At 66.5% G+C, this 21,096-nt stretch carries 21 protein-coding genes; 18 read left to right on the top strand and 3 right to left on the bottom strand.

All coding sequences use genetic code 11. The features are described from left to right. Together EEB15_RS30945 and tsaE are read right to left on the bottom strand one after the other, a co-directional pair. On the bottom strand, positions 1 to 500 hold a 500-nt coding region (locus tag EEB15_RS30945; protein ID WP_141513840.1), incomplete at its 3' end, for an AMIN domain-containing protein. Then, positions 497 to 937: a tRNA (adenosine(37)-N6)-threonylcarbamoyltransferase complex ATPase subunit type 1 TsaE gene (gene tsaE, locus EEB15_RS30940; RefSeq protein ID WP_233259695.1), complete on the bottom strand. Its 441-nt coding sequence runs from the start codon at positions 935 to 937 to the stop codon at positions 497 to 499. The genes EEB15_RS30945 and tsaE, both read right to left, overlap by 4 nt. A 51-nt stretch (positions 938 to 988) precedes the next feature. Between tsaE and queG the strand changes: the two genes are divergently transcribed. Further along, positions 989 to 2,044 (top strand): tRNA epoxyqueuosine(34) reductase QueG, encoded by a 1,056-nt coding sequence (queG, locus tag EEB15_RS34350; RefSeq protein WP_141513838.1) that lies wholly within the window; start codon positions 989 to 991, stop codon positions 2,042 to 2,044. A gap of 301 nt (positions 2,045 to 2,345) precedes the next feature. Here the strand turns inward: queG and EEB15_RS30930 are convergent, their stop codons facing one another. Continuing rightward, positions 2,346 to 3,251, bottom strand: a complete 906-nt coding sequence (locus EEB15_RS30930) for an AEC family transporter (RefSeq protein ID WP_141513837.1) — start codon at positions 3,249 to 3,251, stop codon at positions 2,346 to 2,348. A 130-nt stretch (positions 3,252 to 3,381) separates the two neighbouring features. On the opposite strand from EEB15_RS30930, the gene EEB15_RS30925 reads away from it, so the two are divergent. From EEB15_RS30925 to EEB15_RS30845, 17 genes are all read left to right on the top strand, one after another. After that, positions 3,382 to 4,353, top strand: a complete 972-nt coding sequence (locus EEB15_RS30925; protein WP_141513836.1) for a tripartite tricarboxylate transporter substrate binding protein BugE — start codon at positions 3,382 to 3,384, stop codon at positions 4,351 to 4,353. Next, on the top strand, positions 4,350 to 5,234 hold the full coding sequence (gene xerD, locus EEB15_RS30920; protein WP_141513835.1) for a site-specific tyrosine recombinase XerD: 885 nt from the start codon (positions 4,350 to 4,352) through the stop codon (positions 5,232 to 5,234). The genes EEB15_RS30925 and xerD overlap by 4 nt, the downstream gene beginning before the upstream one ends. Positions 5,235 to 5,454: 220 nt before the next feature. Continuing rightward, a complete protein-coding gene (locus EEB15_RS30915) occupies positions 5,455 to 7,059 on the top strand; it encodes a protein kinase (protein WP_141513834.1) in 1,605 nt (534 codons plus the stop codon). Continuing rightward, a complete protein-coding gene (locus EEB15_RS30910) occupies positions 7,056 to 7,886 on the top strand; it encodes a serine/threonine-protein kinase (protein ID WP_141513833.1) in 831 nt (276 codons plus the stop codon). Before EEB15_RS30915 ends, EEB15_RS30910 begins: the two co-directional genes overlap by 4 nt. After that, on the top strand, positions 7,883 to 8,737 hold the full coding sequence (locus EEB15_RS30905; RefSeq protein ID WP_141513832.1) for a response regulator: 855 nt from the start codon (positions 7,883 to 7,885) through the stop codon (positions 8,735 to 8,737). Before EEB15_RS30910 ends, EEB15_RS30905 begins: the two co-directional genes overlap by 4 nt. Then, the gene (locus EEB15_RS30900; protein ID WP_141513831.1) at positions 8,734 to 9,102 is read left to right on the top strand and encodes a response regulator; all 369 of its coding nucleotides are present in this window, start codon (positions 8,734 to 8,736) and stop codon (positions 9,100 to 9,102) included. Before EEB15_RS30905 ends, EEB15_RS30900 begins: the two co-directional genes overlap by 4 nt. A 14-nt stretch (positions 9,103 to 9,116) precedes the next feature. Next, entirely contained in the window at positions 9,117 to 11,162 is a 2,046-nt protein-coding gene (locus EEB15_RS30895; RefSeq protein ID WP_141513830.1) for a chemotaxis protein CheA, read from the top strand. A gap of 9 nt (positions 11,163 to 11,171) precedes the next feature. After that, the gene (locus tag EEB15_RS30890; RefSeq protein WP_141513829.1) at positions 11,172 to 11,687 is read left to right on the top strand and encodes a chemotaxis protein CheW; all 516 of its coding nucleotides are present in this window, start codon (positions 11,172 to 11,174) and stop codon (positions 11,685 to 11,687) included. Continuing rightward, the gene (locus EEB15_RS33875) at positions 11,684 to 13,264 is read left to right on the top strand and encodes a methyl-accepting chemotaxis protein (protein ID WP_158290287.1); all 1,581 of its coding nucleotides are present in this window, start codon (positions 11,684 to 11,686) and stop codon (positions 13,262 to 13,264) included. The genes EEB15_RS30890 and EEB15_RS33875 overlap by 4 nt, the downstream gene beginning before the upstream one ends. 12 nt (positions 13,265 to 13,276) lie before the next feature. Then, positions 13,277 to 14,524, top strand: coding sequence for a methyl-accepting chemotaxis protein (locus EEB15_RS30880; RefSeq protein WP_141513828.1), 1,248 nt, complete (start codon positions 13,277 to 13,279; stop codon positions 14,522 to 14,524). A 35-nt stretch (positions 14,525 to 14,559) separates the two neighbouring features. After that, positions 14,560 to 15,411: a protein-glutamate O-methyltransferase CheR gene (locus tag EEB15_RS30875; RefSeq protein ID WP_141513827.1), complete on the top strand. Its 852-nt coding sequence runs from the start codon at positions 14,560 to 14,562 to the stop codon at positions 15,409 to 15,411. After that, positions 15,411 to 16,028 carry a chemoreceptor glutamine deamidase CheD gene (gene cheD / locus EEB15_RS30870; protein ID WP_141513826.1) on the top strand — a complete coding sequence of 206 codons (618 nt, stop codon included), beginning with the start codon at positions 15,411 to 15,413 and terminating at the stop codon, positions 16,026 to 16,028. The genes EEB15_RS30875 and cheD overlap by 1 nt, the downstream gene beginning before the upstream one ends. Further along, on the top strand, positions 16,025 to 17,095 hold the full coding sequence (locus tag EEB15_RS30865) for a chemotaxis response regulator protein-glutamate methylesterase (RefSeq protein WP_141513825.1): 1,071 nt from the start codon (positions 16,025 to 16,027) through the stop codon (positions 17,093 to 17,095). Before cheD ends, EEB15_RS30865 begins: the two co-directional genes overlap by 4 nt. Before the next feature lie 78 nt (positions 17,096 to 17,173). Next, positions 17,174 to 18,874 carry a methyl-accepting chemotaxis protein gene (locus EEB15_RS30860; RefSeq protein ID WP_141513824.1) on the top strand — a complete coding sequence of 567 codons (1,701 nt, stop codon included), beginning with the start codon at positions 17,174 to 17,176 and terminating at the stop codon, positions 18,872 to 18,874. Positions 18,875 to 19,107: 233 nt separating this feature from the next. Continuing rightward, a complete protein-coding gene (locus tag EEB15_RS30855; RefSeq protein ID WP_141513823.1) occupies positions 19,108 to 19,491 on the top strand; it encodes a hypothetical protein in 384 nt (127 codons plus the stop codon). 279 nt (positions 19,492 to 19,770) lie between these two features. Beyond that, entirely contained in the window at positions 19,771 to 20,133 is a 363-nt protein-coding gene (locus EEB15_RS30850; protein ID WP_141513822.1) for a GFA family protein, read from the top strand. Between the two features lie 200 nt (positions 20,134 to 20,333). Then, positions 20,334 to 21,092, top strand: a complete 759-nt coding sequence (locus EEB15_RS30845; RefSeq protein ID WP_141513821.1) for a YkgJ family cysteine cluster protein — start codon at positions 20,334 to 20,336, stop codon at positions 21,090 to 21,092. Positions 21,093 to 21,096: the final 4 nt, after the last annotated feature.

Here is a 21,096-nt window from a genome sequence, read left to right as displayed (position 1 = left end):
GTGGCGGGGGTGGGGGCGGGCATCGGCTTGTCTTTCATCCGCTCGGCGATCAGTGCTTCGAGTGGATCCACCGTCTTGACCGGGTAGAAGTCGAACACCAGCCGGTTCTTGTAGGCCGCCACCGGGGTCAAGGTGAAAACCTGCGGGACCGCGACCTGCTTCAGGTCGATCGTCATGCGCACCACGCCCGGCGCATGCTGGGCGATGCGGATGCCGCTGATGAACGGGTCGTCGGCGCGGACCTTGGCCACCAGCTCGCGCAGCTCCGCGCTCAGGTCGAGGCCGTCGATATCGACCGCCAGGCGCGGCGGATTGGTCATGACGATCTGCTTGGAGGTGAGGGCGCCGTCCGACTCGATGGTGACGCGCGAATACTCCGGCGCCGGCCAGACGCGCACCGCGACGACGGTGGCGCCGCGCGCGATCTGCTGCGTGCCGAGCAGCAGCACCAGTGCGCCTTGGCGAAGGAGGTGCCGGCGATTGACGCGGCCGGCCGTCATTGCAGCAGTTCCTGGCCCAAAGGCGTTTGCGCAAGCAAGGTGACGTTGCGCGATTCGTCGGACTGCATCTCGATGCGGATCACCAGGTCGGCGCGCGGAAGCAGCCCCTCGGCCTTCTCGGGCCATTCGGCCAGCTTCAGCCCATCCCCGGCGAAGATGTCCCGAAAGCCGGCGTCTTCCCATTCGCGCGGGTCGTTGAAGCGGAAGAAGTCGAAGTGCCAGATCGACATGCCGGGCACTTCGTGCGGCTCGACCACGGCGTAAGTCGGGCTCTTCACGCGGCCCTGCACGCCCAGCGCGCGCAGCAGGTGCCGCACCAGCGTGGTCTTGCCCGCCCCCAGGTCGCCGTGCAGTTCGATGAAGGCATTGGCCAGCTGCGGATGCGCAGCCAGCTTCGCGGCGAAGGCGCGTGTGTCGTCTTCCGTGCGCAAAACCATGGCGCGAACGGCAGTTTCTACAATCGGCGGGTGGCGTTCAACAGTGCTCAGATGGGTCCTCAACTGGTCCGGCAAATCCGGGAATGGGCGGTCGAACTTGGATTTTCCCAAATCGGCATCGCGGGTGTCGACCTTTCTTCCGCGGAGGCGGGGCTTGCGGCCTGGCTCTCCAACGGATTCCACGGCGAAATGGCCTACATGCAAACCCATGGCCTCAAGAGAGCCCGCCCGGCGGAATTGGTTCCGGGCACGGTGAGCGTGATCACCGTGCGCATGGATTATTTGTCGGATGCCACCCCCGAAGGATGGCAGGCGGTGGAATTCGATCGGCTGAACCGGCCGGAAGAAGGCATCGTCTCGCTCTATGCCCGCGGCCGGGATTATCACAAGGTGCTGCGGGCGCGATTGCAAAAACTCAGCGACCGCATCTCGGCCGAGGTGGGGCCTTTCGGGTACCGCGTGTTCACGGATTCCGCGCCGGTGCTGGAAGCCGAGCTGGCCGCCCGCAGCGGCCAGGGCTGGCGCGGCAAGCACACGCTGGTGCTCAACCGGGAAGCAGGCTCGATGTTCTTCCTGGGCGAGATCTACGTGGACCTTGCCCTGCCGGCCAGCGAGCCCACCAGCGACCACTGCGGCAGCTGCAGCGCCTGCATCGAAGTCTGCCCGGCTCAGGCCATCATCGCGCCTTACCGCCTCGATGCCCGCCGCTGCATCTCGTACCTCACCATCGAGCACGCAGGGAGCATCCCAGAAGACCTGCGGCCATTGATCGGCAACCGCATCTACGGCTGCGACGATTGCCAGCTGATCTGCCCGTGGAACAAGTTCGCGCGCCGCAACGCACTGCCGGATTTCGACGAGCGCACGGGCTTGACGGGCCGCCAGCTGGTGGAACTGTTTGCCTGGACCGAGGCGGACTTCCTCACGCGAACCGAAGGCAGCCCGATCCGCCGCATCGGTCACGAACGATGGCTCCGCAACGTGGCGGTGGCCATGGGCAACGCGCTGCGTTCGCACGACGATGCGGTGTTGCGCGCCGCCTTGCAAGCTCGCGCTGACCACCCGAGCGATCTGGTGCGTGAACACGTGGCGTGGGCTTTGTCTTAGGCCGCTTGGGCCGCGGATTGCGCACTTCGGCGAGAGCGGGCTTGGGGTGGCTGGTACCCTGCACCCTCCGTGTCCCCCGCCGCCCTAGGGGCGGGCTCCTCCTTTACCTGCGGGTGCAGGGTACCAACCACCCCAAGCCCTGGTGCGTGCGGGGAGTTCGACCGACGCACACCCACCAGGGCCGGGGATGCCGGGGGCCGGTTCCGCGGAGGTAAAGGAGGAGCCCGCCCCTAGGGCGGCGGGGGACACGCAGCGGAACCGGCCCCCGGCGTCCCCGGCCCGTTCGCGGGGGTGGTCCCCCTTAACGCAAGACGCCCAGCGCGAACGGCAGGCTCAGCATGGCCAGGAGCGTTGACAGTGTGACCAGCCCGGCGGCGTACGCGCCGTTGTAGCCCATGCGCGCGGCCAGAACGTAGGCGCTCGACGCCGTCGGCAGGGCCGAAAACGCCAGCAGCACGGCCGTCTGTGTCGCGTCCAGCCGGAACAGGCGGGCGAGCGCGAATCCAATGAGCGGCGTCAGCAGGTGCCGGATCGCCAGCACCGCGACCGCGAGCGTCTTCGCTGTGGCCAGGGTGCCGAACTGCATGCCGGCGCCCGCGGCCATCAAGCCCAGCGCCAGGGAGGCGGCGCCGATGCGGCTCACGGTCGGCTCGAGCCACGGCGGGATCGACAGGCCCAGCAGGTTCGCGGCCAGGCCCAGCCCGGTGCCGATGATCAGCGGATTGCGCACCAGCGCGCCTACGAAGCCGGTCTGGCCGTGGCGCGCCATCGGCCAGACGGCGGCGACGTTGAACAGCGGCACGCAAACGCCGATCAGTACCGCGATCAGCAGCAGGCCCTGCGCACCCGCCAGCCGCTCGGCCAGCGCCAGCGCGATGAACGAGTTGAAGCGGAAGGCGATCTGCGCGCTCGCGGCGTGGTCTCGCACGTCGATGCGCTTGCCCAGCCACGGAAGGTGCGGCAGTGAATAGGCCAGTGCGATGCCGCAAAGTCCCGTCAGCAGGCCGGCCGCGATAAGGCTCGACGCGGCGCCCAGGTCGAGCGGGCTTTTCACGATCGACTGGAACAGCAGCACCGGGAAGAGGAAGTAGTAGACCAGGCTTTCCACCTGTTGCCAGACCGTGCGGTCGAGCGCTGTGTGGCGGCACACCAGGTACCCGCAAAGGATGAGCGAGAAGTCGGGAAACAGCAGCTGGGCGTAGTTCACCGCGCGAGCATAACGGCGCGGCCGTGATCTCTAGGGTTAGCCCCTAAGCGGATTCCACAGAGGGCCCGCCGAATCTGCTCATACGATGGAGGGTGTTTTGCTTTCTCACGAATCAGAAGGAGAGTCTTCAATGAAACGCCGTCAATGGTTTGCCCTGTCCGCCGCCGCCCTGGCCTTCGCCGCTGGCCCCGCGCTGGCGCAGAGCTATCCCAACAAACCCATCAAGCTGCAAGTGCCCTTCGCGCCCGGGGGCACGACGGACATCATCGCGCGCGTCATCGCCGAGCCGCTGGGCAAGGCGCTGGGCCAGTCGGTCATCGTGGAAAACAAGGCCGGTGGCGGCGGCGTGATCGGCGCGCTGGAAACCACCCGGTCCGCGCCGGACGGCTATTCGCTGGGCATGGCCACGGTGTCGACCACGGCGGCCAACCCCGCGATCAACACCAAGATCCCGTACAACCCGCTCACCGACTTCACGCCCATCATCAACATCGCCGCCACGCCCAACGTGATTGCGGTGCACCCCAGCTTCCCGGCCAAGGACTACAAGGCCTTCGTCGCTGAACTCAAGCGTGCGCCGGGCCGTTATTCGTATGCCTCCTCCGGCACGGGCGGCATCGGCCACCTGCAGATGGAGCTGTACAAGAACCTCTCGGGTACCTTCGTCACGCACATCCCGTACCGCGGCGCCGGCCCGGCCTTGAACGACACGGTCGCGGGGCAGGTGCCCATGGTCTTCGACAACCTGCCCTCGGCACTGCCCTTCATCAAGGACAACCGGCTCGTGCCCCTCGTCGTTGCCGCGCCCCAGCGCCTGAAGGAACTGCCGAACGTGCCGACCTTCAAGGAAGTGGGCCTGGAACCGGTGAACCGGATGGCCTACTACGGCATCCTGGGCCCCAAGGGCATGCCGCCGGAAGTGGTCGCCAAGATCCATGACGCGGTGGTCAAGGTGCTGCAGGACCCGGCGGTGCGCAAGCGCATCGAGGACACCGGTTCACTGATCGTGGGCAACACGCCGCAGCAGTTCAGCGAGCAGATCAAGGCCGAATATGCGGTCTACAAGAAAGTCGTCGACCAGGCGAAGCTGAAGCTGGATTGAGCGCAGACGCCATCGACGCCTTCATCGACGCCCTGTGGCTGGAAGAGGGCCTTTCGAAGAACACGCTGTCGGCCTACCGGCGAGACCTCTCGCTGTACGCCGCCTGGCTCACCGGCCAGGGCCGCACGCTGGCCGCCACCACGGAGGCCGACCTCAACGGCTACTTCGCGGCCCGCCACGCGCAGAGCAAGGCGACCACCGCCAACCGGCGGCTCACGGTGTTCAAGCGCTATTTTCGCTGGGCGCTGCGCGAGCGGCTCGTCACGGTCGATCCGACCCTGCGCCTGGAGTCGGCACGCCAGCCGCTGCGCGTCCCCAAGACGCTGACGGAGGGCCAGGTGGAGGCGTTGCTGGGCGCGCCCGACGTCGACACGCCGCTGGGCCTGCGCGACCGCACGATGCTGGAGCTGATGTACGCGAGCGGGCTGCGCGTTTCCGAGCTGGTGTCGCTCAAGACATTCAATGTGAGCATGACGGAGCACGTGCTTCGGGTGCTCGGCAAAGGCAACAAGGAACGGCTGGTGCCGTTCGGCCAGGTCGCACGCGACTGGATCGACCGCTACCTGCGTGAGGCCCGTCCTGAAATCCTTGGCGGCCAACAGACCGACGACCTGTTCGTCACCGCGCGGGGGCAGGGCATGACGCGCGTGATGTTCTGGGTGATCGTCAAGAAGCAGGCGCGCGCGGCCGGCATCACGGCGCCGCTGTCGCCGCATACGTTGCGCCACGCGTTTGCCACGCATCTGCTCAACCACGGCGCCGACCTGCGCGCCGTTCAGATGCTGCTGGGGCATGCGGACATTTCGACCACCACCATCTACACGCACGTTGCTCGCGAACGTTTGAAGAAACTGCATGCGGAGCACCATCCGCGCGGCTGATACCGTGCCGTACCTTGGCTAGTAAGTATTCATCGCGTCTTATGGAGGCGTCAAAGGCACTCGCCAGTGGTAACACGGCGTGACAGATGCGGTCGAGTCCGGTACAACCGCCTGACGAGGATGACAAGTTGGGTATGGAAGCAAACATTACTGGCCGGGCCGCTGGCCCCGGCGTCCACAAACGCGCGTGCCCGCACCACCGGCTCTTGCTGAGGTGAGCATGGCTATTCGATCGCCCGAAGAGGCGGATGCCCAGTTCCCGTCCACCGAAGCGGCTCCGCTGGAAGATTTCGGCGTGTCCACGCTGCAGGGCGAGATGCCCGCGCGCGACGAGCCCCGAGCCGGGCTGGCCACATTCATGTACGCCCGGCTGCGCAACTTCGCCAGCACCTGCGAAACGATGTCGGGCTCCGAGCTCACCACGTTCGTCAACGAGGTGCGCCGTGTGCTATCGGACGCAGTTTCGAAGCTGGGCGGGGTGATCGCGCAGCGCCGTCCCGATTCCATCCTGTGTGTGTTCCCGGACAAGCCCGAGGACACGGTGCCCGTCCATGCCAAGCGCGCGTTGCATGCGTCCATCCTGATCGTGCACGAGTCGGAGCAACTGGCGAGCCGCGTGGCGGCGCGTCCGCACTCCGCCGGCCTGCCGCCGCTGTCGATCGCGATCGGCGTTCACCTGGGCGTGGGAGAAGTGGTGCCCCGCGCGAAAACCGGCATGGTGCACGCCACCGGCGAGGCGGTGGAGATCGCGCGCCTGCTGCAAGTGGTGGCCACCGACATGCATTGGAGCGTCGTCACGTCGCTGTCCACGCGCGTCGCGGCGGGCAGCCGCGTCGACGCCGGCCGCGGCGGCACGCTGGGCCTGCCGGACGACACCTTCCTGGAAGTGGTGGAGATCACGGGGCTGTTCCCGCGCCAGAAATCGCTCACGCCGGCCAGCCACTACGATGCGCTGCGCCAGTCACTGGTGCGCAATCAGCAGCTGGCCCGCGCCGCGGCGGCAGCCGCCAATCCGGGCAAGCACGGTCCCGGCCATGTGCTGATCGAGAACTACCGTTTGCTGCGCAAGCTGGGCGAGGGCGGCATCGCCACCGTCTACCTGGCCCAGCCCATGGCAGGTGGCCCGCCGCAGGTGCTCAAGGTCTTGCGCCTGGACGACTCCAACGGCGACATGGACCTGCACCGCTTCATCCAGGAATTCGCGCTGCTCGCGCAGATCGACCACCCCAACGTGGCGCACATCTTCCGGCAGGATTTCTCCGGCGGCAACGCGTACATCGCCATGGAATACTTCCCGCAGGGCGACCTGCGCAGCCGGATGCGCCAGGCGCTGGACCCGGGCATCGCGCTGTATTTCCTGACGCAGATCGCGGCCGGCCTCGAAGCCATCCACCGCTCGGGCATCGTCCACCGCGACCTGAAGCCCGACAACATCATGATGCGCGAGGACGGCACGCTGGCCATCGCCGATTTCGGCATCGCCAAGCAGATGTCCATGCTCATCACCGACACAGGCGCGGGCGACATCGTCGGCACGCCGTACTACCTGAGCCCGGAGCAGGCCCAGGGCAAGACTGTTGACGTGCGCTGCGACCTGTACAGCCTGGGCGTCGTGGCTTACGAGATGTTCACCGGCGTGAAGCCGTACCTTGCGGCCACCGCACGGGAACTGCTGCTGATGCACGTCAATGCACCCGTGCCGGTGCTGCCCGCCGCGCACCGCAAGTACCAGCCGGTGCTGGAGAAGATGCTCGCGAAAAATCCCGCGCAACGGTTCGAGTCGGCCACCGAGTTGCTGGATGCGCTGGGGCGGGTGGGGCAATGACAACTTCCGCCACCCCGGGCCTGCCGCAAGTCGCGGGCTACCGGCTGGAAGCCGAGATCGGCCGCGGCCGCCGGTCTACCGTTTACCTGGCCTGGCACCTGGACACGATGCACCGCGTCGCGCTCAAACTGGCGCGCAACGGTAGCGACCGAACCTTTGCCGCGGCCGTGAGCTTTCAGGTGGAGTTCGAGGCCCAGGCCGCGCTGGCCGGCCCGGATGTGATCCGCGTGTTCGACACCGGCCGCACGGGCCGCCAGGACTTCCTGGCCATGGAGTACGCGGCCGGCGGATCGATGGCGGCACACCGCGGCGCTCTGGGCCACACGATGGTCCTGTCCGTCGTGTCCCAGGCTGCACGCGCCCTGCGCCGCATCCACGAGCATGGCTGGGTGCACCGCGACGTGAAACCCGCCAACATGCTGCTGCGGGCCGACGGTGGCCTGGCGCTGGCCGATTTCGGCTGCGCGCGCCGCGCCGGCGAAGACGAAGCGCTGGCGCAGGGATCGGTCACCGGCACGCCGCTCTACGCCGCGCCGGAACAAAGCGGCGGTGCGCCGGCGCATCCCGCGGCGGATGTCTACAGCCTCGGCATCTGCACCTACCAGATGCTGGCGGGCGAGCCGCCATTCCCCGGCCAGACGCTTGCGGAATTGCTGGGCCAGCACCTGTTGGCGCCCGTGCCGCGGCTCGCGTCCGCGCACGCAGCCTGGCAGCCGCTCGTCGATACGATGCTCGCCAAGGATCCCCACGACCGGCCCGCCGACGGGCAGGCCGTCCTCTCGCAGTTGCAACGCATGGAGAACACTTCCATTAGGAATTCATCGTGACCCCCAACGACCACTACCTCGTCGACGTCATCGGCTTCAACGACGTCGAACGATCGATGCTCACCAGCATCTTCGCGCTGGCGGCGCGGCGCGACCCGGGCTTCGCCCAGTTCGAGCCCGGCACGGGCCGCTCGCCGGACGTGTACCTCGTCGATGCCGACAACGCCGCCGCGTTCAGCGAATACAAGGCACTGCACAAGCGCGCGGGGCTGCCCGCGGTGCTCGTGGGCGCGCGGCCCCAGGGCACGGACGGACTGGTGCTTCCGCGGCCCTTGCAGTGGGCCCGGCTGCTGCAGGCGCTCGACGACACGCTCAACAGTGGTGACGAGGCGCCCGTTGCCGTGGCGCCGCCCCCGGCGCCCGCCGCATCCCTGCGGCGCAGCTTGTCGGGCGCGCCGCTGAACCGCTCCTTGCCGCGCAACGAGGCGCCGGACGCAGCCACCACGAAGCGCATGCTGGGTGACACCGTGCTGGTCGTCGACGACAACGCCACGGTGCGCATGTTCATGCAGGCCAAGCTCGCGCCCTTCGGTTTCGAGGTGGACATCGCCGAGACCGGCGAGGAAGCCATCGGCCTGTCCGCCACGCAGGAATACACATGCGTGTTCCTGGACGTGGTGCTGCCCGGCATCGACGGCTACCAGGTCTGCAAGCTGATCAAGTCGAACAAGCAGGCCATCAAGAAGACCGCGGTGGTGATGCTCACCAGCCGCAGCTCGCCGTTCGACAAACTGCGCGGCTCGATCGCCGGCTGCGACGAATACCTCACCAAGCCGCTGGACGAAGACCGCCTGCTGGAAGTCATCGCCAAGTTCCTTCCGTCCAGCCGCAAGCATACGGAGCGCAAATGACCAAGGCCAAGTCGATTCTGGTCGTGGACGACACGCGCTCGATGCGCAAAATGGTCGCGGCCATCCTGGGGCAGGCCGGCTATGAAGTGGCTGAGGCGGGCGATGGCGCGGAGGCGCTGGAGCTGGCCCGCGCGCGCCGGTACGACTTGGTGGTGACCGACCACAACATGCCGGTGATGGATGGCGTGACGCTGGTGGGCAAGCTGCGCGCGCTGTCCGACTACGACGCGGTCGCATTGATCGTCCTGTCCACGGAAGTCGACCCGGTGCTCAAGCAGAAGGGCCGCGAGGCGGGCGCCACCGGCTGGATGGCCAAGCCGTTCGATCCGCAGCGGATGCTCGACATCGTGGCCAAGTTCATCTGATCGGATACCTTCAAATGTACGGTCCCGGCGGCAACTTCGTCGACCCCAGCGCCTACCGCGCGATCTTTTTCGAGGAGACGCAGGATCACCTCGCCGACGTCGAGCGCATCCTGCTGGGCCTGCAGCCGGAGCAGCCGTATCTCGAAGACCTGAACGCCATCTTCCGCGCGGTGCACTCGATCAAGGGCAGCGCCGCGATGCTGGGCTGCGGCGACATGGCGGCGCTCGCGCACCTGCAAGAGAGCCTGCTGGATTTGCTGCGCAAGGAAGAGCGCCCGTTGGAACGCGGCGACGTGAGTGCGCTGCTCAAGGCCGGCGATGCGGTGCGCGCGCAGGCCCTGTGCCACCGCGGCGACGTGCCGGAACCGCCGGACAGCGGCCCGGCCGAGTCGCTCCTGCGCGAACAATTGGGCCGGCCCCGGACCGATGCAAGGAACGCGGCGGCGGGCCCTGTGATCCGTCGCTTCGCTGTGGCGCTCGGCCCGCTGGAGGAGCCGATCTCGGACGAAGAACTCGACATGATGCTGAGCGGCCTGGCCGAGATGGGTACGGTCACCGACACCGCCGTGGACAACACGCCAGGCGGGTGGGTCCGGTTCGAGGTCGAGCTGGAAGGCACGGCCATGGACTTGCAAAGCGTGTTGTCGCTGCTGGTCGCGCCCGACCAGATCCTGATCGACAAGCTGGAATTGCCGGACGTCGATGCTGCGGTGGAACCGATTGCACCAGCTGCGGCAGTCACGGCGCTCAATGGCGTGGACGCCGACCTCAGGCCGGACCTGGGCGACGAGTTCTTCGTCGACCCGGAGGAGTTCCGCCGCAAGCGCGAAGCGCTCCAGCCGGCCGCAGCGGTACGCGAGGTTCCGGAAAAGATTGAGGCTCCGTTCGTCCTGCACACACCCGATACCGCGCACATCCGCGTCGCCACCGAAAAGATCGACCTGCTGGTGAACCTGGTCGGCGAACTGGTGATCACGGAGGCGATGCTGGCGCGCTCAGGCCGGCTCGACGACGGCGCCACCGGCGCGCGGCTCGTCGAAGGTGGGCTTGCGGACCTCGCGCGCCACACGCGCAACCTGCAGGAAGCGGTGCTCGCGATCCGCATGCTGCCGATCTCCAACGCCTTCTCCCGCTTTCCGCGGCTGGTGCATGAACTTGCGGCGCGCCTCGGCAAGCGGGTCGAGCTCAAGTTCGCCGGCGAGTCGACCGAGGTGGACCGCGGCCTCATCGAAAAGATTTCCGATCCGCTGACGCACCTGGTGCGCAACGCCATCGACCATGGCCTCGAGTCGCCGCAAGAACGCGAAGAAGCGGGCAAGCCGCCGGTGGGTACGCTGCATATGGCGGCGCGCCAGCGTGGCGGCAACATCGTGATCGAAGTCCGCGACGACGGCCGCGGACTGGACCGCAAGCGGCTGCTGGAGCAGGCCGCGCGCAACGGGCTCGCCATCGCAGCCGACGCACCGGACGCGCAGGTGTGGCAACTGGTCTTCGAACCCGGCCTCTCCACCGCACGCGAAGTTACGGACCTCTCCGGGCGCGGCGTGGGCATGGACGTCGTGCGGCGCAACATCAAGGCGCTGGGCGGCAACATCGATCTCGCATCCTCTCCCGGCGAAGGCACGACCGTCACGGTCAGCGTGCCGCTCACACTCGCGATCATCGAAGCGATGATCGTCGCCATCGGTGATGCGACCTACGTGCTGCCGCTGGCCACCGTGGTCGAATCGCTCAGCGTCGAGCCCGGCGAGATCCACACGCTGCCGGGGCAGGGCGACACGCTGCGGGTGCGCGAGGCGTACTTGCCAGTGCTGCGCCTGGCCGACATCTTCCCGCCGCCCACGCCGTCCACGCAGACGCGTTCGATCGCGGTGATCGTCGAAGCCGATGGCGCGCACTGCGCGCTGGTGGTGGACGAGGTGGTGGGCCAGCAGCAGGTCGTCGTGAAGAGTCTGGAAGCGAACTTTCGCAAGGTCCCCGGAATTTCGGGGGCCACCGTGATGAGCGACGGCTCCGTCTCGCTCATCCTCGATGTGAACCACATCGTCCGAATGTCTTAGGAAACCAAGATGCAACAACAGGGATACCGCGCGCCTTCGCAGTCTCGCGACCAGCGGGAACTGGATGTCGTCAAGAACGAGTTCCTCACCTTCCGCCTCGGTGCCGAAAGCTATGGCATCGAGATCCTGAAGGTGCAGGAGATCCGTGGCTATGAAGCGCCGACCACCATCGCCAACGCGCCGCCATTCATCAAGGGCGTGATCAACCTGCGCGGCGTGATCGTCCCGATCCTCGACCTGCGCGTGAAATTCCGGCTGCCCGACAGCAAATACGACGAGTTCACTGTGGTCATCATCCTCAACGTGGCTTCGCGCGTCGTCGGTGTGGTGGTCGATTCGGTGTCCGACGTGGTGTCGCTCAGCGTCGACGAGGTTCGCGCGGCGCCGGAATTCGCGTCGACCACATTCGACACGCGCTACATCACAGGCCTGGCAAACGTCGAGGAGGGAATGCTCATCATGCTCGACATCGAAAAACTTCTCACCGGCTCCGACATGGCGCTGGTGGACTCGGTGATGCAATGAAAAAATTTTTCGACAGCCTTCCTCCGGACTTCTACCTCAGCAGCCTGATCGGCGCGCTGATGGCCGGCGTGCTCGCGTTCGCGGGCCTGGCCTACTACACGATGGACAAGTCCGGCGAACGCAGTGCGGCTGCCATGCGCGCCGGCCGCGACATCGGGGCCGCGTCGGCGCTCGCGCGGGCGGCGGACGCAGCGGCGCGCGCCCCGGTACCGGAAGGCGCAGCGGGCAAGGCGCCCGAGGCAGTGACGCGGAATCTGGACGAAGCCCGGGCGCTGCTCGTTGCGCACGGGCTGGACGTGAAGCAGCTGGACGAAGCTCGCCGCTTCCAGGCCCGGCCGGGCGAAGTGTGGCCCGACGTGGCACCCGCGGTGGAAAGCGCCGGGCGCCAGCATGCCTCGAATGCAGAGGCGCAGGCGGCGTCGCAGACCCAACGGGCGGGACTGGTCATGCTGGTGTTGCTGGCCGTCGGTCTCGTCCTGACGCTGCGCCTGCGGATTGCGATGCTGAAAGCGAACGGCCGCCTTCTCAAGGTCGCGACGGTAGTGGTCGAAAAGATCGCCGAAGGCGACCTGACGGCCCGGGCGGTGGGCCTGGACCAGGCGCATACGCTGCGGCTGGCCAAGGCGCTCGAAAACATGACTTCCAGCCTCCGCACGCTGGTGGCCGAGGTCGTCGAAGGCGCGCAGACGGTCGCGGAAACCAGTGCCCAGATCGCCCAGGGCAATCTGGATCTGTCCCAACGCACGGAAGAACAGGCCACGACGCTGGAAGAGACGGCGAGCTCGATGGAGCAACTCACTTCCACCGTGGCCCAGAACGCGGACAACGCGCGCGAAGCCAGCACCCTGGCTGTCGCGGCATCGGACGTGGCACGCAAGGGCGGCCAGGTGGTCGGCCAGGTGGTGACGACCATGAACGACATTTCCGGTTCGTCGCGCCGCATCGGCGACATCATCGGCGTCATCGACGGCATCGCCTTCCAGACCAACATCCTCGCGCTCAACGCCGCCGTGGAAGCGGCGCGCGCGGGCGAGCAGGGCCGCGGCTTCGCGGTGGTCGCAGCCGAGGTGCGCAACCTGGCGCAGCGTAGCGCCGCCGCCGCGAAGGAAATCAAAACCCTCATCGGCGATTCGCTGGACAAGGTCGAGACCGGCACCAAGCTGGTGGATGCGGCCGGCAAGACCATGGGCGAGATCGTCTCATCGGTGAAGAAGGTCAGCGACCTCATCGCCGAGATCGCGGCGGCCAGCCAGGAGCAAAGCCAGGGCATCGGGCAGATCAACACCGCCGTGGCGCAGATGGAGCAGGTGGTGCAGCAGAACGCTTCGCTGGTGGAGGAAGCCAGCGCCGCCACCGAGTCCATGAAGGACCAGGCTGCCGCGCTGCTCAACGCCGTGTCGAGCTTCCACCTGGGCGAGCGCTCAGCCACGGCGGTGCCGCACGCTGTGATGCGCAGCGCACCCCAGCCGCTGCCGGCGAGGCCCGGTGCCGCGCTGCCCCCGGCGTACGCCAAGGCCATCGGCGGATCGTCCACCAGCGCGTCGCGCGCGCAGGCCGGCCAATGGGAAGAGTTCTAGGCTGAAGTCCGCATGTTCGCCCATGTCTCCGTCATCACCAAACTGAATGCCATGATCGGCCTGCTGGTCGGCGCCATGCTCGGCCTGGCATGCATGCAACTTTTTCTCCCGGCGAACCTTCTCATGGGTGCAACGGCGCTTTGGGCGCTGCTGGTCGGGCTTGCTGGAATTTACCTGCGCCTGTCGATTCGACAGAGCATCCTGCGCTCGATCCGTGCGGCCGCACACGTGATCGGGCGTGTCGCCGAAGGCGACCTGACGGCCCGGGTGGGTGTTTCGGCGCATGGGGAGACCCAGAAGATGCTGGACGGGCTGCAGGCAATGACGGACGACCTGCGCAACCTGGTGAGCGAGGTGGCGCACAGCGCTCGTGTGGTGGCCGACACCAGCGCGCAGATTGCGCAAGGCAATCTCGATCTGTCGCAGCGCACAGAGGAGCAAGCCACCACCCTGGAGGAAACGGCCAGCTCGATGGAGGAGTTGACTTCCACCGTGGCGCACAACGCCGACAACGCGCGGCAGGCCAGCCACCTTGCGGTGGGCGCTGCCGATGTCGCCCGCAAAGGCGGGGACATGATGGGCCAGGTGGTGGCGACAATGACGGCAATTTCCCTGTCGTCGCGCCGCATCGGCGACATCATCGGCGTCATCGACGGCATCGCCTTCCAGACGAACATCCTGGCGCTGAACGCCGCGGTCGAGGCGGCGCGTGCGGGCGAGCAGGGCCGGGGCTTCGCCGTGGTGGCCGCGGAAGTGCGCAACCTCGCGCAGCGCAGTGCAGCGGCTGCCAAGGAGATCAAGGCGCTGATCGGCGATTCGGTCGGCAAGGTCGAAGCGGGCTCCAAGCTGGTGAACGCGGCCGGCAAGGCGATGAGCGAGATCGTCGATTCGGTGAAGCAGGTCAGAGACCTCATCGCCGAGATCGCCGCCGCCAGCCAGGAACAGAGCCAGGGCATCGGCCAGATCAACACCGCGGTGGCGCAGATGGAGCAGGTGGTGCAGCAGAATGCATCGCTGGTGGAAGAGGCGAGCGCGGCGACGGAGTCGATGAAGGACCAGGCCGCTGCGCTGCTCAACGCCGTGTCGAGCTTCCACCTGGGCGATCGGGCGGCCACGGCGCCTTCGCCGCGAGCCGCGATGCGCACCGCGCCGCCGTCCCATGCCCGCTCGGTCGGGTCCCTGCCGCCGGCGCATGCGAAAGCGATCGGCGGTTCGCCCAGCGCGCGGCGTAGGCGGGGCGGCGAGTGGGAAGAGTTCTAGACCACCCGATGACGGCAACCCACACAGCGCGCCCGATGTCCATTGACCGCGGCGGCCCCACGCGTCCCGACCTGGGCATCGAGACGCCTGCGCTGCTGGGCGACCGCGAGTTTGAACTCGCACGCCGGTTGATCGCCGAGTGGGCCGGCATCAAGCTCAGCCCGCACAAGCGCTACATGGTTCACAACCGGTTGCTGCGGCGCCTGCGCGAGCGCGGCGCGGGCAGCTTTGCCGAGTACATGGACACGGTGCAGTCCGAGGCGGACGAACGTGAGGCATTCATCAACGCGCTCACGACCAATCTCACATCGTTCTTCCGCGAGCCGCACCACTTCGAGCTGCTGCGTGTGCGCGCACAGCAGCATCGCGAACGCGAACGCCGGCCGTTGCGCATCTGGTCGGCCGCCTGCTCCACCGGCGAGGAAGCCTGGTCCATCGCCATGACGCTGCGCGAGGCGGGCTGCCCGGGCGATGTGCTCGCGACCGACATCGACACCAATGTGCTCGAGAAGGGCGATGCGGGCGTCTATCCGGCCGAGCGCACCGATGCGCTGCCGCCGGAACGCCTGCGCGCGCATTTCCTTCGAGGCACTGGTGAGAACGAAGGCTGGGTCAACATCCGGCCCGAACTGCGCGGGATCGTGAAGTTCCGGCAGCTGAACCTGCAGGCGCAGCCGTGGCCGGCCATGGATGCGTTCGACGTGATCTTCTGCCGCAACGTCGCGATCTACTTCGACCGCGAGGCGCAACGGCTATTGCTCGCACGTTTCGCCCAGCTGCTGCGTCCGGGCGGCCTGCTGGCCGTGGGCCATGCCGAGAGCTTCCCGGCGGCGAACCGTGCTTTCCGCGCCTGCGGCCGCACGGCCTACGAATACGTGCCCGCGTGATGGACACCACCGAACAGCTCGCCCCGGCCCGCTATTTCGATCGCGAGTTCAAGGTCGATTCGGTCAAGGTGCTGCCCGGCCAGTACTACGCCGGCACCGGCAACGGATCGATCTGCACCGTGGTGGGTTCGTGCGTGTCCACCTGCCTGTGGGACCCGGTCGAGCGAATCGGCGGCATGAACCACTTCATGCTGCCCGGCGACCATTCGTCCTCGGCTTCGCCCTGGGGCTTGCCGGCCCGCTTCGGCGTCTATGCGATGGAGCTCCTGATCAACGAAATGATCCACCTCGGCGCCGACCGGCGGCGGCTGGTGGCCAAGGTGTTCGGCGGCGCCCAGGTGCTGCAGGGTTTCGACACGCTCGACGTGGGCGCGATGAACAGCAAGTTCGTCGTGAGCTTCCTGAAGGAGGAAGGCATCGAGCTGCAGGCGCAGGACCTGCTGGGCACGTGGCCGCGCAAGCTTCACTTCTTTCCGGCCACCGGCAAGGTGCAGATGAAGCGCCTGCACCTGCAGTCCGCCGACGTGGCCGTGCAGCGCCAGGAGCGCGAGTACCTGGCGCGGCTGGCCGGCGCGACCGGCGGCGGCGAAATCGAAATCTTCGACGCACCGCGATGATCAAGGTCCTCGTCATCGACGATTCCGCCGTGATGCGCAACTTCCTGGGGCGCGTGGTGGCCGCGCAGCCGGACATGGAACTCACGGCCGTGGCGTCGGACCCGGTGTTCGCCATCGAGCGCATCCGCCAGAGCCCGCCGGACGTGATCACGCTCGACGTCGAAATGCCGCGCATGAATGGGCTGGACTTCCTGCGCAAGCTGATGGCGGCCCGGCCGTTGCCGGTGGTGATGATCTCGTCGCTCACGCGCGAGGGCGCGGACGCCACGATGCGCGCGCTGGAACTGGGGGCGGTGGATTTCTTCGCCAAGCCTGGCTCGCTCGATGAATTGCAGGCCGCAGGCCCGGAGATCGCCGAGAAGATCCGTGCGGCCGCGCAGGCCCATGTGTCGCGGCGGCTGCGCACGGCAGCGCCCATCCGTGCGGCGTCGCAACGGCCGGCCCGCGCGCACCGCGCCAGTGGCTTGGGGACGGTGATCGGCATCGGCGCGTCCACCGGCGGTGTCGAGGCCTTGCGCGAGATCGTGAGCCGCCTGCCCGGCGACATGCCGGCGATCCTCATCGCCCAGCACATGCTGCCGGGTTTCACCGGCGCGTTCGCGCGGAGGCTGGACGCGATCTGCGATATCTCCGTGAAGGAGGCCGAGGACGGCGAAGAGGTTTGCGAAGGCGTGGCCTATGTGGCCCCGGGCGGGCGCCACCTGCGACTGGGCCGCCGCAGCCTGAACTACGTGCTGCGCGTGACGGACGACCCGCCGCTGAACCGGCACCGGCCTTCGGTGGACGCGCTGTTTCGCTCGATGGCGGAGGTTGCCGGGTCCAACGCGATCGGTGTGATCCTCACCGGCATGGGTGCCGACGGTTCGCAGGCGCTGCTGGAGTTGCGCGAGGGCGGGGCACGGACGATTGCACAGGATGAAGCGACCAGCGTTGTCTTCGGTATGCCGAAGCAGGCCATCGCCCTGGGCGCGGCGCAGGAAGTGCTGGCACTGGGCGACGTGCCGCGCCGCCTGGAGGAGCTTTGTGGACGCGCACGCGTGCGCGACACGGGGGCGGGCGAGCCATGAGAAGCCATAGCGGGCCAAGTGCCGCGAACGGCGTGAGCGTTTGTAGTTTCAACGACGATTAGCAAGGCGTTACCAACCATGTTCAAGAACACCACCATCACGATGCGGCTGCTGGCCGGGTTCGGCGCGGTGATCGCGATGCTCGTCATCGTGGTCGGGCTGGCGCTGGCTTACCTGAACTCGCTGACGGCCCAGATCGACCTTCTGGCCACCAATCGCGTGCCCCAGGTCATCGCCGCCGGCAAGTGGGAAGCGTCCGTGCTGAGGACGGCGCGGCACATGCAGACGCTGTTTCTGCTGAGCGATCCCGTCGAGATCCGCGACGAGCTGAAGGCGATGAAGGACAACCGGGAGGAGCAAACCCGGCTGGCCGCGCAGATCAGGGCAATCGTCACCAGCGAGGAGGCTCAGGCCCAGCTACGGCAGATCGACCAGGCACGCAAGCTGTTCCTGCAGTCGGAGACCGAGGTCGTCGATCTGGCGGACGTGGGCCGGATCGACGAGGCCAAGGTCGTGCTGCTCGTCAAGGCCCGGCCGGCACAGGCCGCGTACACCGCCGGTATCTCCAAGCTCGGCGCGTTCTTTGCCGACGAGGCGCGCGAGATGTCCAAGCAGGCGGCCGACACCTATCACCGCAGCATCGGCGCGTTCGTGTTGGTGGCGCTGCTGTGCGTGGCCGGGGCCGCCGCCGTTGCGCTGTTCATATCTCGCTCGCTGCGCAACCAGCTGGGCGCGGAACCCGCTTACGCACGTTCGGTGGTGAAGGACGTGGCGGCCGGCGACCTGACGGTCGACGTGAAGCTGGACAAAGGCGACCAGACCAGCCTGCTGTTCGCCATGAGCGAGATGGTCAGGAACCTGCGCACTATGGTGGGAGAGACGGCCAGGGGCGCGCAGTCGGTCGCCGACACCAGCTCGCAGATCGCGCAGGGCAACCTGGATTTGTCGCAGCGGACCGAGGAGCAGGCCAGCACGCTGGAAGAGGCCGCCAGCTCGATGGAGGAGCTGACGGCCACAGTCGTGCAGAACGCCAACAACGCCAAGCAGGCCAGCGAGTTGGCCGCGTCCGCGGCGCAGACGGCGCAGCAGGGCAACGACGTCGTCGAGGACGTGGTCAACACGATGGACCAGATCCTCGATTCGTCCAAGAAGATTGCCGACATCATCGGCGTGATTGATGGCATTGCCTTCCAGACCAACATCCTGGCGCTCAATGCGGCCGTCGAGGCGGCGCGCGCGGGCGAACAGGGGCGCGGCTTCGCGGTGGTGGCGACGGAAGTGCGCAACCTGGCGCACCGCAGCGCCGCCGCGGCCAAGGAGATCAAGGCGCTCATCGCCGACTCGGCCAAGAAGGTCGAGGCCGGTTCCGAGCGCGTGGATGCCGCCGGCCACACGATGGTGGGCGTGGTGCTGTCGGTGAACAAGGTCAGCAAGCTGATCGCCGACATCGCTGCTGCCAGCCAGGACCAGAGCTCCAAGATCAAGCAGGTGAGTTCGGCCGTCAAGCAGATGGACACGGTGGTGCAGCAGAACGCATCGCTGGTGGAAGAAGCCGCGGCCGCGACCGAATCGATGAAGGACCAGGCCGGGACGCTGCTGGACATCGTCTCGCGCTTTCGCATCGACGAGAACGACCGCTCGTTCTCGTCGACCAGCCCGGCAGTTCTGGAGCCGTTGCTCGACGCCGCGCCGCGCAAGATTCGCGTGCGGCAGCGCCCGGCGCCGCAGCTTGCAGCAAGCAAGGCGGGGAACCGCAATACGCGCTGGACGGAGTTTTGATGTCATTGCGGGCTTGACCCGCAACCCATATTGACTGCCTGTCCATCGGCGGCCCTTGCTGACCGATCAACCGAATGTCAGGGGAAACAGGCGGGGTTTGCGGGCCGGATAACAACAAAGTCCGTTGCCTTGTCTGGACGTGCCCTGATATAAATCAGGTACTTAGAACAAAGAGCGGAGGAGCCACTTCAATGAATATCTGGCAGATAAACGCTATTCGTTAACCATCAGAGATGCGTGTACCCGACATCGAGGGCGAGTTCCACCTATTCGGCGGGGCGGAAAATGCACGCAAATACTCGGGGTACCGGCCGCAGCATGAGGTCCACGAAAATTACCAGACTTCAGGCATTCATGCGTACGTCGATCGAGAGTTCGTCGACCCTGGAGAAACCGTTCTAGTGCAGGTCCGACTCATCACTCCCGAGGTCTATCCCCGTTGCCTTTGGGAGGGCCGGGAGTTGAAGGTTCTGGAGGGCGCCAAACACGTCGGGACGTTGCGGGTTGCGAAAGTGATCAACACGTCGCTCCGAGTTGAGCCGGACGCGTATGAGTCGGTTTGGGTCGAACCCGAGGGTCTCGGGGATGGTCAGCCGGTCGGAAAATCTGATGGTTAACTTGTCAATCGACGCGGACCCACAACAGCAGGCTGCGGCTCCGCCGCTCATGTTGGTGGTCCGGTCATCTTCACGTTGAGGTTGTGCAAAAACTAAAACGGGGGCAATGACATCGATGCGCCAAGAAAATCAACCTCTCAGAACGGCCTACAAGCGACGATCGTGCGCCTCGGAAGGAGTCAAGGACCCCGGAAATCGACTGTGTTGGCCCGAGGCCAACCTTTTTGCACAGCCTCGTTAGACGGCATCATTCACAACCTACCCTCTCGGAGAGCACAAATGCACGAAGGCTCCTGCCACTGCGGCGCGGTTCGGATGAAATTGCCTTCTACGCCGGAGGTGGCCACCGCCTGCAACTGTTCCTTGTGCCGTCGCATCGGTGGGCCGTGGGTCTACTTCGAGTTCGGCACCGTCGAAATCCAAGGGCATCCGGAAGCAACTGCAGAGTACATCCAGGGGGACAAGACGCTGCGCACCATCCACTGCAGGACGTGTGGATGCGTCACTCACTGGGAACCATTGCAGCCGACTCCTGGCTGCAAGCACGGTGTCAACCTCGGAAACTTTGATCCCAAGCTCATTGCGGCGGTCCGCGTACGCCGACTCGATGGTGCCGACACTTGGAAATTCATGGACGACTGAGCATGCGCCGTCGAGCTTCGGCACACATGCCGTCTAACCCCTCCGTCAAGGGGACTGGCCTGCGGCCAGCCCCTTACGTCGAACGTCAGGCGTCGTGGTGCCGGCGCAGCGCCGGCACCCTTCTTAAATCCCCGTGACATCACGCCGATCGCTTATTCTGGCGACTTGCACACGCTGTCGCCCACGTGAGGAGGCTGGTCATGCATCAGGAATCCAATGTCCCTTCTGAGCGGCTGTCCGCCGACTTCACGCTGACGGGCGGAGACTTCCGCCTGACATTCCGCGCCACAGTGCCCGGCGGTCCGAGCAGGATGAGCGATCTACTTCCCCTCGTTCGATCCTTGTCGGACACTGTCATAGGCGAGACCTGTCGGACGTTGGAAGCATCGGGAAGGCGGGTCTCCTGCGCGAGCGGTTGCGGCGCTTGTTGCCGGAACCTGGTTGAAATCTCGCAGGTAGAGGCGCGGCGCATTGCCGATGTGGTTGCGGCGCTACCAGAGCCCCGGCGCGCCACAGTTGAATCTCGTTTTGCGCACGCCAAGGAGCGTCTTGAGCAAGCCGGTCTGCTGGAACGACTGCGTGTTCGAGACGAGTGGACCCCGCAAGAGTATGCCGCGCAGGTTGACTCTTACTTTGCCCTGAATGCTCCGTGTCCATTCCTGGAAGAGGAGTCGTGCTCGATCTACGAGGAACGACCCATCACCTGCCGCGAATACCTGGTCACGTCTCATCCTGCTCTGTGCGCAAACCTGGACTCAGCCGGCGTCGAACGGGTGCAACTGCCGCTGCAACTCTTCAACGCCATGGCTCGATGGCAGGCGCCGCAGAAAGGACCCTTCCTGGAACAATGGGTGCCATTGGTTCTGGCTCTGGAGTGGGCGGCACTTCACCCGGATGAACCGCCCAGCAAGACAGGTTTGGAGTTGCTACGGGAACTGCTCTCCCAGGTCAGCACATAGCCAT

Origin of the sequence: Ramlibacter sp. WS9 (assembly GCF_003797765.1) — a bacterium.
Lineage (GTDB): Bacteria > Pseudomonadota > Gammaproteobacteria > Burkholderiales > Burkholderiaceae_C > Ramlibacter.
This window is presented reverse-complemented; position numbering and strand designations above follow the sequence as displayed.

What these genes read in the sequence shown, in the direction of transcription:
- EEB15_RS30860 (WP_141513824.1), top strand. Translation starts at nt 17,174, where the DNA reads ATGTTCAAGAACACCACCATCACGATGCGGCTGCTGGCCGGGTTCGGC.
- EEB15_RS30900 (WP_141513831.1), top strand. Translation starts at nt 8,734, where the DNA reads ATGACCAAGGCCAAGTCGATTCTGGTCGTGGACGACACGCGCTCGATG.
- EEB15_RS30875 (WP_141513827.1), top strand. Translation starts at nt 14,560, where the DNA reads ATGTCCATTGACCGCGGCGGCCCCACGCGTCCCGACCTGGGCATCGAG.
- EEB15_RS30925 (WP_141513836.1), top strand. Translation starts at nt 3,382, where the DNA reads ATGAAACGCCGTCAATGGTTTGCCCTGTCCGCCGCCGCCCTGGCCTTC.
- EEB15_RS30915 (WP_141513834.1), top strand. Translation starts at nt 5,455, where the DNA reads ATGGCTATTCGATCGCCCGAAGAGGCGGATGCCCAGTTCCCGTCCACC.
- EEB15_RS30865 (WP_141513825.1), top strand. Translation starts at nt 16,025, where the DNA reads ATGATCAAGGTCCTCGTCATCGACGATTCCGCCGTGATGCGCAACTTC.
- EEB15_RS30855 (WP_141513823.1), top strand. Translation starts at nt 19,108, where the DNA reads ATGCGTGTACCCGACATCGAGGGCGAGTTCCACCTATTCGGCGGGGCG.
- tsaE (WP_233259695.1), bottom strand. Translation starts at nt 937, where the DNA reads ATGGTTTTGCGCACGGAAGACGACACACGCGCCTTCGCCGCGAAGCTG.
- EEB15_RS30890 (WP_141513829.1), top strand. Translation starts at nt 11,172, where the DNA reads ATGCAACAACAGGGATACCGCGCGCCTTCGCAGTCTCGCGACCAGCGG.
- cheD (WP_141513826.1), top strand. Translation starts at nt 15,411, where the DNA reads ATGGACACCACCGAACAGCTCGCCCCGGCCCGCTATTTCGATCGCGAG.
- EEB15_RS30850 (WP_141513822.1), top strand. Translation starts at nt 19,771, where the DNA reads ATGCACGAAGGCTCCTGCCACTGCGGCGCGGTTCGGATGAAATTGCCT.
- EEB15_RS30845 (WP_141513821.1), top strand. Translation starts at nt 20,334, where the DNA reads ATGCATCAGGAATCCAATGTCCCTTCTGAGCGGCTGTCCGCCGACTTC.
- EEB15_RS30880 (WP_141513828.1), top strand. Translation starts at nt 13,277, where the DNA reads ATGTTCGCCCATGTCTCCGTCATCACCAAACTGAATGCCATGATCGGC.
- EEB15_RS30910 (WP_141513833.1), top strand. Translation starts at nt 7,056, where the DNA reads ATGACAACTTCCGCCACCCCGGGCCTGCCGCAAGTCGCGGGCTACCGG.
- EEB15_RS30895 (WP_141513830.1), top strand. Translation starts at nt 9,117, where the DNA reads ATGTACGGTCCCGGCGGCAACTTCGTCGACCCCAGCGCCTACCGCGCG.
- EEB15_RS33875 (WP_158290287.1), top strand. Translation starts at nt 11,684, where the DNA reads ATGAAAAAATTTTTCGACAGCCTTCCTCCGGACTTCTACCTCAGCAGC.
- queG (WP_141513838.1), top strand. Translation starts at nt 989, where the DNA reads ATGGGTCCTCAACTGGTCCGGCAAATCCGGGAATGGGCGGTCGAACTT.